Origin of the sequence: Bartonella bacilliformis Ver097 (assembly GCF_000709795.1) — a bacterium.
Lineage (GTDB): Bacteria > Pseudomonadota > Alphaproteobacteria > Rhizobiales > Rhizobiaceae > Bartonella > Bartonella bacilliformis_A.
In genome coordinates this window covers 189,965-206,478 of record NZ_KL503804.1, presented here as the reverse complement: position 1 = coordinate 206,478, position 16,514 = coordinate 189,965, and the positions used below count along the sequence as shown (strand labels likewise).

Here is a 16,514-nt window from a genome sequence, read left to right as displayed (position 1 = left end):
CTTAAAGAAATTCTATAGCATAATTTTCGACGACAGTATTTGTGAGTAATTGCTCACACATTTCTTCAAGTTGTTGCTTTGCTATTTCAGAAGACATATCATCAAGAATAATATCAAAGACTTTCCCTTGGCGAACGGACTGGACGCTCGCAAAATTTAGACTGTTTAAAGCATTAGCAATCGCCTTTCCTTGAGGATCAAGGACACTGCTTTTTAAAGTAACGATGATACGTGCTTTCATTTTTACTTTCCATTATCAAAGAACATCTTTTAAGGATTTGTATTAAACAATACAGAACAATATTGCTTTGTTTTTATTTTACTAAAACTGGACCATTTGGCCGTGGAAGATCATTTTCATTCATGATTCCAAGACGTCTTGCAACATCTTGATAGGCATTAATGAGTCCTCCCATATCACGACGAAAACGGTCTTTGTCCATTTTTTCTTGTGTTTGCATATCCCATAAACGAGCCGAATCAGGAGAAATCTCATCAGCAAGAACAATGCGCATTGTTTCATTTTCCCATAAACGACCAAATTCCATTTTAAAATCAATTAATTGAATATTAACACCTGCAAAAAGCCCCGAGAGAAAATCATTGATGCGAATCGAAAGCTGCATAATGTCTTCTACTTCTTGCGGAGCAGCCCATCCAAAAGCAGTGATATGTTCTTCTGTTACCATTGGATCATCAAGAGAATCATTTTTATAGTAAAGCTCAATAATGGATTGTGGAAGAACAGTTCCTTCTTCTAATCCCAAGCGCTTAGAAAGAGAGCCTGCGGCAACATTACGAATGACAACTTCTAATGGAATAATTTCAACCGCTTTAATAAGCTGTTCACGCATATTTATGCGTTTAATAAAATGTGTTGGAATATTTAAACGGCCAAGTTGGGTGAAGATATGTTCTGAGATACGATTATTTAAAACACCTTTACCATCAATGATTTCATGTTTTTTTGCATTAAACGCAGTTGCATCATCTTTAAAAAATTGAATATAGGTACCTGGTTCAGGCCCTTCATATAAAATTTTGGCCTTGCCTTCATAAATGCGGCGACGACGATTCATCATAATTATCTATTCGTTAAGCGGTCTGAGTATTATTTATAAAGGAAATATACCCTAATTAAGGGTAATTCTCAATGATTGCTGTAACACCTACACAATTTTTATCATTTAGAGAATAGAAAAAAGCTAATTTATGTAACAATATAATAAATAATTCCTTTTTGAAAAGGATCTATATTTATATCAAAGTTTTGCTAGAAAATGAGCAAGAAGTATCAGTCCTTCAGGCCAAGGTCCATGTCCGGATTCCGCATTAATATGGCCAGATTGTCCAGCATCAACAAATAGTGCTCCCCAATCATTTGCAAGTTTTTGTGCTAATGAAAATTGGCAAAACTTATCATTTTGACTAGCAATAACGACAGAAGGAAAGGGAAGATTCTTCTGAGGGTATGGGCCAAATGTCATTAAATGTTTTGAACGTATTTCTTGATTAGCTACATCTGGTGGAGCAACAAAGAAAGCACCACAAACTTTTTTCGCATTATGCACAATTGCATGAATGGCCGTTGGAACTCCTAATGAATGTGCAATAATAACAACAGGTTTATTAGCTTGTATGATAGCTGTTTCAACTCTATTAACCCATTCTCCAAATACAGGTTTTGACCAATCCGTTTGTTGAATACGCTGAGCGGTAGATAGTTTTTGTTCCCAGCGCGTTTGCCAATGGTTAGGACAAGATCCTTTATAACCAGGAACAATTAGAATATCGAGTTGATTTACTTTCATGATTTTTTTTTAGTTGAAGTATATTTTAATTTTGGCCAAAAGAAGAGAAAAGCAGTGTATTTTTTTTTATATAAAATTTTGTTATGATCCGAAAACACGCTTAAAAATCGTATCAATATGTTTAGTATGGTATGCAAAATCAAATTTTTCGCGAAGTTCTTCTTCACTTAAAGCTTTTGCAACATCTTTATCTTTTAGTAATTCTTCTAAAAAATCTTTCCCTTGTTCCCAAACCTTCATTGCGTTTCGTTGTACGATTCGATAGGAATCTTCGCGGCTAATACCAGCTTGTGTAAGTGCTAAAAGCACACGCTGTGAATGAATAAGGCCACTGAATTTGTTGAGATTTTTTTGCATATTTTCTGGATAGACAATTAAATTTTCAATCACGGATGTCAGTCGAGCAAGAGCAAAATCAAGCGTGATGGTGGCATCAGGGCCAATATAACGCTCAACAGATGAATGAGAAATATCTCGTTCGTGCCAAAGTGCAACATTTTCCATAGCAGGCATTACAAATGCACGTACCATACGCACTAACCCGGTTAAATTTTCTGTTAAAACCGGATTCCGTTTGTGAGGCATAGCTGATGACCCTTTTTGTCCAGGTGAAAAATACTCTTCTGCTTCAAGGACTTCTGTTCGTTGCAGATGGCGTATTTCTATAGCTAGCCTTTCAATGGATGATGCAATAACACCAAGTGTTGCAAAAAACATTGCATGGCGATCACGGGGTATAACTTGAGTAGAAACCGCTTCAGCACGCATGCCCAAAGCCTTTGCTACATGTTCTTCAGCGCGTGGATCAATATTAGCAAAAGTACCAACGGCTCCTGAGATAGCACAAGTAGAAATTTCTTCGCGTGCTGCAAGCATACGTTGGCGACAGCGAGAAAATTCAGCATATGCAAGAGCAAATTTGACTCCAAATGTTATAGGCTCTGCATGAATGCCGTGACTGCGTCCAATAGTAATCGTTTCTTTATGCTCGAGAGCACGTTTTTTTAGTGCTACAAGAAGTTGATCTATATCTTTTAGCAAAATATCACTGGCTCGCATTAATTGAACATTTAATGTTGTATCTAAAATATCTGATGATGTCATACCTTGATGAATAAAACGTGATTCTGGCCCAATAAATTCAGCTAAATGGGTAAGAAATGCGATAACATCATGCTTAGTTGTTGCTTCAATTTCATTAATACGATTCACATCAAATTCAGCAGCTGAACCTTTTTCCCAAATGATTTTAGCGGCTTCTTTTGGAATCACACCAAGTTGAGCCATTGCATCACAAGCATGTGCTTCAATTTCAAACCAAATACGATACTTTGTTTTTGGCGACCAGATTGCTACCATTTGGGGGCGAGAATAACGCGTAATCATAATTTTTCCTTATTATGAGAGAGGAGGGTTGCAGCTTGACGTAATTCACTAATGCGTGTTTTATAAAGATCTTTATTCCCATTTTTATAAATAGCAGATCCTGCCACAAATACATTGGCACCAGCTTTTGCAGCTGTTCCGATTGTATCCACTGTGATACCGCCATCAACTTCAAGGTCAATAGGCCGATTGGCAATCATATTTTTTATACGTTTAATTTTATCTTTCATTTCTGGAATGAAATTTTGTCCACCAAAACCAGGATTAACTGTCATAATCAGGATGATATCTAATTGATCAAGTAAATACTCAAGCACATGCTCTGGAGTACTTGGGTTGACTGCAATCCCTGCTTTTTTCCCCATTGTTTTGATTATTTGCAGTGAACGATGAATATGAGGTCCTGCTTCTGCGTGAATGGTTATAATATCTGCACCAGCTTTTGCAAAAGCTTCAAGATAAGGGTCAACAGGCGAAATCATGAGATGAACATCAAATACCACTTTTCTTAACGGACGTAGTGCTTTTATAGTATCAGGTCCAAAGGTGATATTAGGAACAAAATGGCCATCCATGATATCAAGATGAAGCCAATCTGCACCTGAATCAACAACATCGGATATTTCTTGACCAAGTTTTGAAAAATCCGCAGATAAGAGTGAAGGTGCAATAAGAGGGGAATGAACCATTAAGATCTCCTTAGTTGGCTCTTTTTAGCATGTAATATTGTATGATAAAATATGCATTTTATTGCTCATATATGTGGTATGACATAAAAAATAATCATGTATAATTGAAATATCCTTTAAGAATTTAAAAACTGTATAAGTAAAAATATGTCAAATCATACAATAAATTTAATGCCTAAATTTCAACAGAATCCTACTGTTTCTCCGCAAGAATATCGGAATACTATGAGTTATTTTGCAGGAGCTGTACATATTGTAACGACAAATGGCATTAAGGGAAAGCGTGGAGTAACAGTTTCAGCTTGCTGTTCTTTATCAGATAATCCTCCCACACTTCTTGTGTGTCTAATGCGTCATAATCCTGAAAATAAACTATTTATAGAAAATGGTAATTTCTGTATCAACAGTTTAGCAGGGAAACATCGTACATTGGCTGATGCTTTTTCTGGACGTTCTGACTTTACACAAACTGAACGCTTTGGCATAGCTCAGTGGAATGTTTTAAAAACTGGTGCACCTAGTTTATCAGATGCTTTGGCCTCGCTTGATTGTAACTTAATTTGTTGGCATGAACATGCAACTCATTATGTTTTAATTGGTGAAGTGGTAGCAATAAACAACAATAAAGAAAAAGATGCTTTAATGTATTTCAATCGCAACTATCATAATTTACTTCTATAAACCTTATATCTTAGAAAATTAGTAAGCTAATCATTAGCTCTTTTGGGTTTTGAGTTTAATTAATTTGTAGACAAGTTAGTATATGAGATATCACACTGAAATAATTGTTTGTTAGGTGAAAAAATAACCAAGAGAGAGCCATCATTATTAGATACACGAATGCCAATAATTTTTTAATAGATTTTAAAAACGAGTTAAGCGAGAACTCTGATGTTTCTGTTAGAAAACATTTTATTTTGATTTAGCCAGTATCAGAGATAATATAATTTTTTCTGATGGTTGTTTATAAGCTAGGTAATAAGAGGAAATAACACTAAAAAATAACGTACTTGCTCATGTTTTTTTAGAAAATGCACATAAATCGTTTTTGATGTAAAAATTTTATTTTTCCTGAGTAGGAATGAATAGGGATGGTTCTTGTCGTCCTTCGATTGTAGCAGTAATTGCTGAATCATTTAAATTGTGATCGAATGAGGTATTATTGTGTACAGATTCCATTTCTTTTAGAGAAAAAGGCGTTTTTTCTGTAAAGGTATGATGTTGATCGATTTCTGTTATTGTTGATAGTATATCTTTTCGCAGTTTGTGGTTATTTTTATGTGCAATGTTTAATGTATTGATAATGCCAGATTCTACAACCATATCTGTTGTTCCACCAATAAGAATTAAATGCTCTACATTGTCACGGCGTATCAGAACAAGACGGCGCATACGATCAACAGCAACCGTATCACATATAGTTAACCGTTGTGGACGCTTTTTTCTGTTTTTATTTAAATAGCCTAAAAGCCCTATAACAATAGTAATTGCTATGATTATCATTATGAAGAATGCAAGACTCGTAATTATATTCGCTGCGTGTACCCCTATTTTATTTGATAACCAGATATTCATATGGCTTCCCCTATTTGGCAAGAAGCTATTTTATATAAATCCGTAAGCATCTTGCAAGATTGGACTAAACATAAATATGACTTGTCTAATTACTTAAGCCATTTCGATTAAGTATATAGCACGTAATATATTATATGTAATAGAAAACACACTCAATATAAGTGAAAACAATCTATGGCATAAAAATCAGCCATAATCGAGGCAGATAAAAATGAATAAAAATTCTTATGATAGTACAAAATCATTGCTTTCTTTTATGCAATGGGGTGCTATGATTTGGGGGATTTTTTTTATAATAACTTTTTTAGTCATTATAGGATTTTTAGGTGTTTTTTATCCACATTCCCATAAAGTTGCATTGGTATCTTTCTTAATTTTAACCATTGTAGCTATTGTAGCGTTTTTTCTAATGGGAGCAGGCATTTTAAAATGTCATGCTATCTATTTGCGTAAAGATTTGGATTTTAGTCTTTTTGATGATGTGAATGATGTAATTATAGTATCTGATTTTTCAGGTTTTATTCACTATGCTAATCAAAATTATCAAAGGCTTTTTACTTATAAACCTAAAACTTCTTGTTATGCTGTTCTTGCTGATCTTCCAGGTGCTAGTGCACTTGTGTATCGCTTGAAGGTGGCAGCGTCTAATAATCTTGCAGCTCAAGAAAATTTTAAAATAGATCGCTCAATTTTTATCCATTCTACACAGCAACAACCTATTTTGTACAATATTTCTATTCATCCGATTATAAAACGGAAACAAAAATTTTTATTGTGGCGTATTGCTGATATTTCGCATTTTCAAGAACATCATGAATCTTCTTCCTTGAATCTTCAAGAAGCTACCAATCACTTAAATCACACTCCTGTTGGATTTTTATCTGTAAACGCACAAGGAGTGATTATCTATTTAAATTCAGTTTTTGCTAAGTGGTTTTCGATCGATTTAACTAATTTTATTGTTGGTCAATATAGCTTTGATCAATTATTTTATAATACTGGAAACAACAGTAAGTGGAGTGATATTAGGGATATTTGTTTGCAAAATAACAAATATCAAAATTCAAATTGTGCTACGAGTTACGTTTTTTCTTTGTCTTTAACTTTAGAGGATGGTAGCAAAAAACTGCTGAAATGTTTTATGTATGTTTCTTCTTTTTTAGAAGATGAAACTATCTATCGTATTGTTCTGCTACCACAGAAAATGCAAGAAAGTGAGAGGGATTGTGAAGAAAAATTACCGAGTACATTGATAAAATGTTTTGATGCAAGTCCTTTTGCAATGGCAGTGATGGATCAGAAAAGACAGTTGGTTCATGTAAATTATGCTTTTTTGTCATTACTAGGATGCACGGACAAGGATATTAATCTTTATAACATTATATCTCATAGTTATCATGCACAATTAGAGCACGCATTTCGGCAGGTGACGATATATAAAAATTATCCAGATCCGATAGATACGGTATTAGCAAATAATAAGGAACGCCGTTTACGTCTTTATGTTACACCTTTGATACAATGTGATGATTTATCACACAATTTTGTAATTATATCTGCTTTGGAAATAACAAAGCAAAAAACACTTAACGATGATATGGTACAAAGCCAGAAAATGCAAGCTGTTGGGCAGTTGGCGGGTGGTATTGCTCATGATTTTAATAATGTTTTGACAGCAATTTTAATGTCGTGTGATCTGCTTTTAAATACGCACCGTGTTTCTGATCCAGCACATGCTGATCTTACTAATATTAAAAATAATGCTAATCGTGCGGCTGCACTTGTACAGCAATTATTAGCTTTTTCTAGAAAACAAACGCTTAGGCCTGAGAAAGTTGATTTTACAGAATTTTTATCGGACATTCGTAATCTCATTTTGCCTCTTTTAGGTAATCATATTCAGTTAAAAATTATTCATGGAAGAGATTTATGGAGTGTGAAAGTTGATCAAGCATCTTTCCAGTGTGTTGTTATGAATTTGGTTATCAATGCACGTGATGCAATGCCTGATGGAGGTATAGTAACAATTGCAACAAACAATATTACAAGGCAACAAAGTGCTGAATTAAATTATGTTGGTCTTACAGCTGGCGAGTATGTGCAATTGACTATTGCAGATACTGGATCAGGCATATCTGCTGCTGTGCAAGAAAAAATGTTTGAACCATTTTTCACAACAAAAGAAATTGGAAAAGGTACAGGACTTGGTTTATCAATGGTTTATGGCATTATCAAACAGACAGGTGGCTATATTCACTGTAATAGCCAGGAAGGAGAAGGAACGATATTTCATATCTTTCTACCTCGCTATGTCTCCAATACCAGAGATGAGATTATTGAACAGATTGAAAAAGCAGAAGAACAGGAACACAATACAGATTTAACAGGCTCTGCAACCGTGTTATTGGTTGAAGATGAAGATGCAGTTAGAATGGGTGGGGTGAGAGCTCTTCAAATGAGGGGGTATACTGTCTTAGAAGCTGCGAGTGGGGTAGAAGCGCTTGCTGTTCTTGAGGAAAATAAAGGTGTTATTGATATTATTGTTTCTGATGTTGTGATGCCAGGGATGGATGGGCCAACTTTGCTTAAAGAAGTTCGTAAAAGTTACCCCGATATCAAATTTATTTTTGTTTCTGGTTATACAAAAGATGCATTTACTAAAAGTCTTCCAGAAGGTGCTATTTTTGGGTTCTTATCTAAACCATTTTCAATTAAACAGCTGATTTTAGCAGTTAAAGAAAGACTAGAAGAATAAAACAACGTGATTAGAATTAGAAAAATAAATAAGGCAAGAGATACTGGATATAGAACGATACAATGTAGGGTAAAACAATACCGATGTAGGTAAAGGTGCGTTGGGAAGATAGGAGCACCATAACATTAGAAATTTTATATTTTAAATGATTTTTGTTATTTAAAATATAAATTAATAACAGCAGTAAATATAAAGCGCATTTTGATCTTCTAAAAATTAATGTAATGGAGAATAGGGAAAGCTCTGGCTGTCTATGTGGATGAAATGCTATTAATGAAATATAGAATAAAATTCTTCTATGATATTTTATAGTTCTCCGTCATTGGTAAAATTTGCGGTAGCCCCAATGTTGGATTGGACAGATCGACATTGCCGATTTTTTTACCGTCTTTTAACAAAAAAAGCACTTCTTTATACTGAAATGGTTGTTGCGGATGCTATAATCCACGGTATCCGTGGATCACTCTTAACTTTTAATAATCAAGAGCATCCTGTTGCATTGCAAATAGGGGGATCGGATCCTAAAAAATTAGCAGAAGCTGCGCAAATTGCAGAAGATTTTGGTTATGATGAGATAAATTTAAATGTAGGTTGTCCATCAAATCGTGTTCAGTCAGGCACATTTGGTGCTTGTTTAATGTTAAACCCTGATGTTGTAGCGAATGCTGTAGAAGCGATGAAAAGGGTTGTTACTGTACCTGTGACCGTTAAATGTCGAATTGGTGTGGATGAGCAAGATGAAGAGTTGGCTTTAGATTTTTTAGCAGATCGAGTATGGAATGCTGGTTGTGATGCACTCTGGGTACATGCACGCAAGGCGTGGTTAAAAGGTTTAAGTCCCAAAGAAAATCGAAATATTCCGCCACTTAATTATAAAAGAGTTTATAAATTTAAAAATAAGTTTTATAATAAATTCGTAGGGATAAATGGAGGAATTAAATCAATTTCTGAAATAAAAGAACATTTGAAATTATGTGATGCTGTTATGGTAGGACGGCAAGTTTATTATAATCCTTCTTTATTGCAACTCATTGATTCTGAGATATACGGTGAGTCACAGAACAATCTTAAGGATTGTGATGTAATTGATATCATGTGTGATTATGCTACGAAACATATTGCATCAGGTGGGCGTCTTTCTCATGTGACACGTCATATGATCAGCTTTTTTTATGGTCGCGACGGTGCACGTCGATGGCGACAAATATTGTCAAATGATGCAACAAGAAAAGATGCAGATGTGCGTATTTTAAAAGAAGCTTTTTCTGCTCTTATTTAAAGTAAGTTTTGCGAGTATCTCATTTTTATATTTTAGAATAAATAATTTATATTATATATTGTCATTTATAGATAATTTAAAATTATTGAGATATTAAAAAGAAGAATTTCAATTTTTATTCACCTGTTATTTATCTAGAGTATCTTTAGAATACAAATATTAGAGATTGTATTATTAGAGACATTTTAGAATTTTAAATCAAGTAGCCAGAGAATAGAGTGATTTTATTAGAAAACTATAATTAGTCTCACAATGTATAGTATATTTATTTTTTCCTAAAAATGACAATGAATTCTTTATACTCTGTTTGTAGAATAAAATTCTATAAACATACACTCAAAAAGGTATTTTCATGACCGTTAGTCCATTTGATGATTTTCGTACATTACTAACAAATTTACCCGATGCTGATGAGTTCACTATGACTTTAGCAAAAAAACGGCAAACGCAATTAACAAAGTTGCAAGGAGGATTAGGAAAATTAGGAGATATCGCAGTTTGGTATGCTGGGTGGAGAGCTGAAGAAAAGCCAATAATAAGGCGGCCTTTAGTAGCTATTTTTTCTGGAAATCATGGTGTAACTGACGAAAATGTTACACCATTTCCGCGATCTATGACACAACAGATAGTCAATAACTTTGCAGCTGGTGGTGGTGCTATTAATCAAATTTGCGCAGCCTATGATCTTGGATTGAAGATATTTGATTTGGCTTTAGAATATCCAACAATGAATATTACCAAGGATGCTGCAATGGATGAGCGTAGTGCAGCTGCAACGATGGCATTTGGAATGGAATCGATTGCTGGAGGAATAGATCTTTTGTGTGTGGGGGAAATGGGAATTGGCAATACAACGATAGCTTCAGCCTTATGTTTAGCTCTATTTGGTGGAGAGGCTGAGGAGTGGGTGGGTCCTGATACAGGAGATGTAGAGGAATTTTATCAACGCAAAGTGGTGGCAGTAAAAACAGCAGTTTTTTTGCATAAAGATTATTTAAATGATCCTTTTGAGGTTATGCGTTGTTTAGGAGGGCGTGAAATTGCTGCTATGGTAGGAGCTATTTTAGCTGCAAGAATGAAAAAAATTCCAGTTATTTTGGATAGTTTTGTAGCAACAGCAGCAGCATCAATTCTTTATAAAATGCATCCAAGATCTCTTGATCATATTATTATTGGGCATATTTCTACTGACTCAGCACATCGCAAACTTTTAGAAAAAATAGGAAAAGAACCGCTTTTAGATTTAAAGGTGAATCTTGGTGAAGGAATAGGCGCTGCTATGGCAGCTGGTGTGGTTAAGGCTGCTGTTTTAACACATGCACAAATGGCAATATTTGAACAGGATGTCGCTATTTAGGGAATTAAATTGCCATAAACATCAAAAAAATTCAAAATTTATTGTCCATTTGGATTTTGTAATTTTATATAGTCAAGAGGTAGCTCTGTTGTATATTTAATTTGCTTTATTGCGAAAGAGGATGATACGTTACAAATATCAACTTTAGAAATTAATTTTTATAAAAAAGATCATAAGCTTCAATATTGGGAACCACAACACGTAATAAATAATCTATATCTCCACTCATTCTATAAAATGCAATAACTTCACGAAATTCTTGCAAAATTCTTGAAAAGCGTTTTAGCTATTCATGGTTATGTAAATGGACACGAATAGAAACAAAAACAGTAACATGTGCATTCACTTTTTGAGGAAAAAGAATAGCAACACGACGTTGAATAACACCGTCATCATCGAGTTTTTGAATCCTACGCCAACAAGGGGTTGTAGAGAGTTCAACTTTTTAGCAATATCAGCGACAGAGAGTGTGGCATCTTCTTGCAACAAATGGAGGATTTTTCGATCAAGACCATCTATATTTTCTTTTCCAATTTAATTTACAAAAACTTATGAATTAAATGGCGAAGATACACAATAAGTTCATCCTGAAACCAGGGGTGTTTTTGTAACCAAAAAGTATTTCGCCATGATGGATGAGGCAATGGTATGACATTATATCCTCTGGGTTGACGTATAGAGAGAATGTTTTTCCAATCACTGACGGTTTCTGAAACAGTTTTGTATTTTAATCCTGTAATGTGCCATTTCTGTGCATAACTTCCAATAGCAAGAACAAGCTTTATTTGTGGCATAGCTTGAAATACTTCTTTATGCCATATTTCTTGGCATTCACGCCTTGGTGGTAAGTCGGATTTATTTTGGTCATAGCCCGGAAAACAAAATCCCATAGGAATAATGGCAAATAAAGATCTGTCATAAAACTGATTACGAGTTACACTGAGCCAATTACGTAATGTTTCGCCGGAGCGATCATTGAAGGGAATAGAACTTTCATGTACCCGTAATCCTGGTGCTTGTCCTGCAATTGCGATAGAAGCTGTATCGGATAAATAAACAACAGGTCGTGGTTCATGAGGTAAGGGAGGGTAATAACGCGGATTCGTTATACAGATACGACAAGAGTGAATTTTTTTTTCAAGTTCAATAATTTTATCACATCGTTGTTTTTTCATAAGTAAAATAAGCAAGTAACATTTGCATTGTAGAAAGGAGAGCATTTTACTGTGCTCTTTTGTTAAGGTGAATTCTTCTCCATTCTCGTGGTTGTTGAAAACTTGATTGCCATATACCTTTCTTTTTTTTACGGGCTTCTTCTTCCTCTTTACGATAGCTATTATAACTTACAGCCCAACCGTTCTGTACCATTGTTGCATTAATATTTTTGACTTGTTTTGTTTGACACGTACCAAGGATACGCCGATATTTGTCTTTTATATTCCAATAACATGTAACAATTTTTTTTGTTATAAGCCTTTTTAAATATTCTTTAGCTTTTTGTCCACACGGATAACGTTTTGTTTTCATACCACAAAATTGATGGAGCTCAGGAGCATCAATTCCTATAAGTCGGACCATGATATCAGAAACTTTGATTGAATCTCCATCAATAACTGATGCATAACCCTTAATAGACTTTATAGAAATTGGCTTTTGTGTTTGAGCATATTCCGTATAAACAACCATATTGGTGAAGATAGTGGTTACTAAGACAATTAAGCTAAAAACTTTTTTTTTGAAGCTATCTAAATTGGAATGAAGAGTAGCTTTTTCTTTCATAAAATTAATAAACTCATATTTAAAGTACTGTTTTAGAGATAGCACTAACCAAGAAATTTGGATTTTTGAATGTCTAAATTTTTTCATATTAAGCAGTGAGATACCAACGTATTATAATTTTCGTAAAACGAGATTATTATAGTTTGCAACAATCTGTTTTTTATAAAGTAGATATATTATACATCTTAATAAACGGGATATAGAAACATATATTGGCTATAGGTATATCTCTTAAGTTTCTTTTTTACACGAATAAAATTTTTAATAAATATCATTTGGATTGAGGATTAAAATCAAAAATACATTCTTATTTTTGATAAAAAATGCCAAACATTCAATAAGCTTTTTTAGAGAAAAAACACGTGCTCTCCATTCAATAAGACAAAGTTAGTGTATCCAATTTTTTAATAATTTGACTAAATTAGAAGTTGAAACACTAAATCACGACAAATAATATACAAACACACACATTTTATTTTTATTTACGACTGTTCTTGAGAATTGTAAGCTGAAAAGAACAAAAGTAATTATTTGATTTTTGTTTCTTTAAACTCAACATGCTTTTTAACAATTGGATCATATTTACGTTTATTCATCTTATCTGTCATCGTACGGCTATTTTTTTTCGTTACATAGAAAAAACCGGTATCTGCAGTTGACAAAAGCTTAATCTTAATCGTTGCTGCCTTAGCCATAATAATGATCCTATTTATGTTGAAAATAACACTACTTTGTCACTAAAATCCATTTTTAATGTAAACCAGATTTTTCATTAGCCTACGGATGTTACAAAAAAAGTCAAGAGTTGATTAGCTTTTTCATTAAGAAAACACGCACTAAAATAAGTATATAAGCTCCCAAAAAAGCCATTACAGAAGAAAAACCAAAAGGTTTAAGATTCATTGTTTGACCGATAATGGTAGGTCCAATTAGCATTCAAATGCCATAAAAAAGATAAAAGAAGAATTAGCAGAAGCAAGTTCATATCCTTTAAGGTATGCATATAACTGTGGGAGTCCAATTGTATAAAGACATGTAAATACACTACCAAGAAGAAAAATATTAGGCATTACAGTCTATTGATGTTCGGCTTATCTATGGTACTATAAAGTGTGAGGCCTGTTTCTCGTTATATCCGATTGATAAACTAAAGATATTATAAACGTTAACGCGCTCATTTTGACAGACCATAAACCAATACTGCCATAGTTGAAGTAGTGATATAAAAAAATGTGGTATGTTTACTATTTTAAGATTTTAGGTTTAATTTTGAAGCGGTAGGAGTTAGTATAACAACAATTCCAACAAAGACACTGCTAACATATAAAAGGCGTAAAATCCTGCGCTCCTATTTTGGCAGTGTTGGACCGATAGAAAATTCTAGTTCCAAAGTAATAGCATAAATAGAAAGTACTAAACTGCCTCTTTGAGGAGGAGCAGAGAATTGTTGATCCAAAATTCTGATAGGATGAATGTAATTGTCATAGCGAAGTGCAGCGTGAATCACAGAATGAACCAAACCAATACTGGTTGAAAAAATAAAAAACTTAATTTCCAAATTAATCTTGAGATAAGAGGAAGATTTTTTAGCAAGCTAGTATTTGATTGATATCGAGCAAGATTTTTTCAGTAATTATAGGAAGATAAATTCATCAATTACTGATTTTCTATAATCCATTTAATATATTGTCAAAATATATATTAAATTACCGCATATTAGAGTCATGAATGCGTAGGGTTAATGACAATCGATTCGAAATTTTTAGATTTTTCTTTTGTAGGAATTACGTTTCCGTCTTTTCATGGTAGATTTTGTTTTATGGTAAGAAAGAGATGAAGAAGTTAATAGCTGAGGTTCTGTTAATATTTCAAAACATAAAGCACCAGAAAAAGGTTGTACTTCTACAAGTTTGATTTCTACTGCATTGCCAAGTTGATAGTATTTATAGTTATGTTTTCCTATAAGGGCGTGCTGTTCTTCATCAAAGTGATAATAGTCATTTTTAAGAGTAGAAATAGGTACAAAACCATCTGCATTGAGTTTATCAAGAGAGATAAAAAGACCTGCTTTTGTAACTCCGGAAATGTGACCTTTAAATAAATGACCAATTTTATCAACTAAATAGTGCGCAACGAGTCGATCAATTGTTTCTCTTTCAGCCATCATAGCACGACGCTCATATGAAGAAATTTGCGTGGCGATTTCTACAAGATTTTGTTCTTGTTCATCTGTTAGTCCATCATCGCCTAATTGCAAAGCTTTAATAAGTGCTCGATGAACAATCAGGTCAGCATAGCGACGGATCGGTGATGTAAAATGTGCATAATTTTGCAAATTTAAACCAAAATGACCTATATTTTTAGGATTATACTCAGCTTGCGATTGTGAGCGCAAAATAATTTGGTTTATTAATTTCTGTTGCTGTGTATTTGTGATTGTTGTGAGAATATTATTCAGTTGTTTTGACGTAAGTTTTACTTTTGGGGAGAGAGGTATTCTAAATTTATGAAGAGAATTTCGCAGTGTTTCCTGTTTTGTGAGTGAGGGTTCATCATGAATACGATAAATGAAGGGTTGACGATGTTCTTTCAATGTTTCAGCAGCAGAAACATTAGCTTGTATCATAAATTCTTCAATGAGACGATGAGCTTCCAAATGAGGTGGAAGTAAAATATCTTTGATGCGTCCATGTTGATCAAGAATAACTTTTTTTTCGGATATCTCTAATCTCAATGGTTGCCGGAGATCGCGTGCAATTTTAAGACTAGTATAAGCTGCCCACAATGGTTGTAAAATATTTTCCATAAGAGGAGCTGTTTTTTCATTTGTGTTTCCTTCAATTGCGCATTGTACCTCTTGATAAGATAATTTAGCAGCTGTTCGCATTATAATACGGTGGAAGCTATGTTTACGTTTATTACCATTAGCATCAAAAACCATGCGAACAGCTAAAGAAAACCTATCTTCTCCTTCACGTAAAGAGCATAAATAATTGGAAATAGTTTCCGGTAACATTGGCACAACTCGATCAGGAAAATAAACAGAATTCCCCCGCTGTAATGCCTCTTTATCTAAAGCACTTCCTGTTTTTATATAATAAGAAACATCTGCAATGGCGACGATGGTGATCCAACCACCACTATTTGTAGGGTCTTCATCCTTTATTGCGTAAACTGCATCATCATGGTCTTTTGCATCTGGTGGATCAATTGTAACAAACGGTAAGTGTCGCCAATCTTCTCGGTTGATTGTATTAGTAGGTTTTATATTTTTTGCTTGTTCAAGAACGTTTTCAGGAAAAATATAAGGAATTCTCTTGGAAAGGAGAGAAATCATTGCAAGTGTTTTTTCACTATCAATGTGTTCTAAAACATTTGTTATTTTTGCACTTTTAAATCTGCAATTCGTATTTTTAATTTCAATTTCAACGAGATTACCAGATTTGATTTTAATATCTGAGGGTTCATCAATAATGAATTCTCTGATTTTACGCTCTATAGGGGAAAGTTGCCATTTGCCATTTTCTAATTTTCTTACGATACCAAGAGTTTTTGTTTCTTGTTTATCAATTTTACGGACAATTCGTCCTGTATAAGGCGTAATTTGAAAATTTTTATTTCGGAAAATTTTTATAAGAATGTGATCTCCAACACGAAAATTTATATTTCTCATACGGCGAGGAGGAAATATTTCAATATTGGGTTTTGTACTATTTTCCCACTTAAGGGGGTATGCAATAAAACTACCATCTTTATTACATGTATTAATTTTGGCCACAGTGATTAATGATAATTTTTTTTTGGTCATTAAGCTCTTACATTATATTGATATTGAGGTATTATTTTAAAAATCACGTTTATATCTTTAACCCGTTATAAAAAA

At 33.7% G+C, this 16,514-nt stretch carries 16 protein-coding genes and 1 pseudogene; 4 read left to right on the top strand and 13 right to left on the bottom strand.

Annotated elements, in window-relative coordinates; all coding sequences use genetic code 11:
* Nucleotide 1: 1 nt before the first annotated feature.
* From purS to rpe, 5 genes are all read right to left on the bottom strand, one after another.
* Nucleotides 2-241, bottom strand: a complete 240-nt coding sequence (purS, locus tag H710_RS04665; RefSeq protein ID WP_041849666.1) for a phosphoribosylformylglycinamidine synthase subunit PurS — start codon at nucleotides 239-241, stop codon at nucleotides 2-4.
* 73 nt (nucleotides 242-314) lie between these two features.
* The gene (purC, locus tag H710_RS04660) at nucleotides 315-1,079 is read right to left on the bottom strand and encodes a phosphoribosylaminoimidazolesuccinocarboxamide synthase (protein ID WP_041849665.1); all 765 of its coding nucleotides are present in this window, start codon (nucleotides 1,077-1,079) and stop codon (nucleotides 315-317) included.
* 183 nt (nucleotides 1,080-1,262) lie between these two features.
* Nucleotides 1,263-1,811, bottom strand: a complete 549-nt coding sequence (locus H710_RS04655) for an RBBP9/YdeN family alpha/beta hydrolase (RefSeq protein ID WP_041849664.1) — start codon at nucleotides 1,809-1,811, stop codon at nucleotides 1,263-1,265.
* Nucleotides 1,812-1,892: 81 nt separating this feature from the next.
* Complete coding sequence (gene purB, locus H710_RS04650) at nucleotides 1,893-3,197, bottom strand: adenylosuccinate lyase (protein WP_041849663.1); 1,305 nt, start codon at nucleotides 3,195-3,197, stop codon at nucleotides 1,893-1,895.
* On the bottom strand, nucleotides 3,194-3,886 hold the full coding sequence (gene rpe, locus H710_RS04645) for a ribulose-phosphate 3-epimerase (RefSeq protein ID WP_041849662.1): 693 nt from the start codon (nucleotides 3,884-3,886) through the stop codon (nucleotides 3,194-3,196). The genes purB and rpe overlap by 4 nt, the downstream gene beginning before the upstream one ends.
* 147 nt (nucleotides 3,887-4,033) lie before the next feature.
* Here rpe and H710_RS04640 point away from each other — a divergent pair, with 147 nt between their 5' ends.
* Nucleotides 4,034-4,567 carry a flavin reductase family protein gene (locus tag H710_RS04640; RefSeq protein WP_041849661.1) on the top strand — a complete coding sequence of 178 codons (534 nt, stop codon included), beginning with the start codon at nucleotides 4,034-4,036 and terminating at the stop codon, nucleotides 4,565-4,567.
* 381 nt (nucleotides 4,568-4,948) lie between these two features.
* On the opposite strand, the gene H710_RS04635 is transcribed toward H710_RS04640, so the two are convergent.
* The gene (locus H710_RS04635; RefSeq protein ID WP_041849660.1) at nucleotides 4,949-5,461 is read right to left on the bottom strand and encodes a flagellar biosynthetic protein FliO; all 513 of its coding nucleotides are present in this window, start codon (nucleotides 5,459-5,461) and stop codon (nucleotides 4,949-4,951) included.
* A gap of 211 nt (nucleotides 5,462-5,672) precedes the next feature.
* Here H710_RS04635 and H710_RS04630 point away from each other — a divergent pair, with 211 nt between their 5' ends.
* From H710_RS04630 to H710_RS04620, 3 genes are all read left to right on the top strand, one after another.
* Nucleotides 5,673-8,216, top strand: coding sequence for a response regulator (locus H710_RS04630; protein ID WP_041849659.1), 2,544 nt, complete (start codon nucleotides 5,673-5,675; stop codon nucleotides 8,214-8,216).
* Between the two features lie 298 nt (nucleotides 8,217-8,514).
* Complete coding sequence (gene dusA, locus H710_RS04625; RefSeq protein ID WP_041849658.1) at nucleotides 8,515-9,495, top strand: tRNA dihydrouridine(20/20a) synthase DusA; 981 nt, start codon at nucleotides 8,515-8,517, stop codon at nucleotides 9,493-9,495.
* Between the two features lie 352 nt (nucleotides 9,496-9,847).
* Nucleotides 9,848-10,852: a nicotinate-nucleotide--dimethylbenzimidazole phosphoribosyltransferase gene (locus H710_RS04620; RefSeq protein ID WP_041849657.1), complete on the top strand. Its 1,005-nt coding sequence runs from the start codon at nucleotides 9,848-9,850 to the stop codon at nucleotides 10,850-10,852.
* A 38-nt stretch (nucleotides 10,853-10,890) separates the two neighbouring features.
* On the opposite strand, the pseudogene H710_RS04615 reads toward H710_RS04620, so the two are convergent.
* The 7 genes and pseudogenes from H710_RS04615 to rnr all read right to left on the bottom strand — a co-directional run bounded on the left by H710_RS04615 (nucleotide 10,891) and on the right by rnr (nucleotide 16,439).
* Nucleotides 10,891-11,371 (bottom strand): annotated as a pseudogene (locus tag H710_RS04615) (Lrp/AsnC family transcriptional regulator).
* 20 nt (nucleotides 11,372-11,391) lie between these two features.
* Nucleotides 11,392-12,027: a uracil-DNA glycosylase family protein gene (locus H710_RS04610; protein ID WP_041849685.1), complete on the bottom strand. Its 636-nt coding sequence runs from the start codon at nucleotides 12,025-12,027 to the stop codon at nucleotides 11,392-11,394.
* A gap of 46 nt (nucleotides 12,028-12,073) precedes the next feature.
* Nucleotides 12,074-12,631: a thermonuclease family protein gene (locus H710_RS04605; protein WP_041849656.1), complete on the bottom strand. Its 558-nt coding sequence runs from the start codon at nucleotides 12,629-12,631 to the stop codon at nucleotides 12,074-12,076.
* A 527-nt stretch (nucleotides 12,632-13,158) separates the two neighbouring features.
* Entirely contained in the window at nucleotides 13,159-13,326 is a 168-nt protein-coding gene (gene rpmG / locus H710_RS04600) for a 50S ribosomal protein L33 (protein ID WP_041849655.1), read from the bottom strand.
* A gap of 103 nt (nucleotides 13,327-13,429) precedes the next feature.
* The gene (locus H710_RS06400) at nucleotides 13,430-13,567 is read right to left on the bottom strand and encodes a hypothetical protein (protein WP_244875591.1); all 138 of its coding nucleotides are present in this window, start codon (nucleotides 13,565-13,567) and stop codon (nucleotides 13,430-13,432) included.
* A 412-nt stretch (nucleotides 13,568-13,979) separates the two neighbouring features.
* A complete protein-coding gene (locus H710_RS04590; RefSeq protein WP_041849654.1) occupies nucleotides 13,980-14,189 on the bottom strand; it encodes a hypothetical protein in 210 nt (69 codons plus the stop codon).
* Nucleotides 14,190-14,393: 204 nt separating this feature from the next.
* On the bottom strand, nucleotides 14,394-16,439 hold the full coding sequence (rnr, locus tag H710_RS04585) for a ribonuclease R (protein ID WP_041849653.1): 2,046 nt from the start codon (nucleotides 16,437-16,439) through the stop codon (nucleotides 14,394-14,396).
* Nucleotides 16,440-16,514 lie beyond the last annotated feature (75 nt).

What these genes read in the sequence shown, in the direction of transcription:
- purB (WP_041849663.1), bottom strand. Translation starts at nt 3,197, where the DNA reads ATGATTACGCGTTATTCTCGCCCCCAAATGGTAGCAATCTGGTCGCCA.
- H710_RS06400 (WP_244875591.1), bottom strand. Translation starts at nt 13,567, where the DNA reads ATGCTAATTGGACCTACCATTATCGGTCAAACAATGAATCTTAAACCT.
- H710_RS04610 (WP_041849685.1), bottom strand. Translation starts at nt 12,027, where the DNA reads ATGAAAAAACAACGATGTGATAAAATTATTGAACTTGAAAAAAAAATT.
- H710_RS04630 (WP_041849659.1), top strand. Translation starts at nt 5,673, where the DNA reads ATGAATAAAAATTCTTATGATAGTACAAAATCATTGCTTTCTTTTATG.
- rpmG (WP_041849655.1), bottom strand. Translation starts at nt 13,326, where the DNA reads ATGGCTAAGGCAGCAACGATTAAGATTAAGCTTTTGTCAACTGCAGAT.
- purS (WP_041849666.1), bottom strand. Translation starts at nt 241, where the DNA reads ATGAAAGCACGTATCATCGTTACTTTAAAAAGCAGTGTCCTTGATCCT.
- H710_RS04620 (WP_041849657.1), top strand. Translation starts at nt 9,848, where the DNA reads ATGACCGTTAGTCCATTTGATGATTTTCGTACATTACTAACAAATTTA.
- H710_RS04640 (WP_041849661.1), top strand. Translation starts at nt 4,034, where the DNA reads ATGTCAAATCATACAATAAATTTAATGCCTAAATTTCAACAGAATCCT.
- rnr (WP_041849653.1), bottom strand. Translation starts at nt 16,439, where the DNA reads ATGACCAAAAAAAAATTATCATTAATCACTGTGGCCAAAATTAATACA.
- dusA (WP_041849658.1), top strand. Translation starts at nt 8,515, where the DNA reads ATGATATTTTATAGTTCTCCGTCATTGGTAAAATTTGCGGTAGCCCCA.
- rpe (WP_041849662.1), bottom strand. Translation starts at nt 3,886, where the DNA reads ATGGTTCATTCCCCTCTTATTGCACCTTCACTCTTATCTGCGGATTTT.
- H710_RS04635 (WP_041849660.1), bottom strand. Translation starts at nt 5,461, where the DNA reads ATGAATATCTGGTTATCAAATAAAATAGGGGTACACGCAGCGAATATA.
- H710_RS04605 (WP_041849656.1), bottom strand. Translation starts at nt 12,631, where the DNA reads ATGAAAGAAAAAGCTACTCTTCATTCCAATTTAGATAGCTTCAAAAAA.
- purC (WP_041849665.1), bottom strand. Translation starts at nt 1,079, where the DNA reads ATGAATCGTCGTCGCCGCATTTATGAAGGCAAGGCCAAAATTTTATAT.
- H710_RS04655 (WP_041849664.1), bottom strand. Translation starts at nt 1,811, where the DNA reads ATGAAAGTAAATCAACTCGATATTCTAATTGTTCCTGGTTATAAAGGA.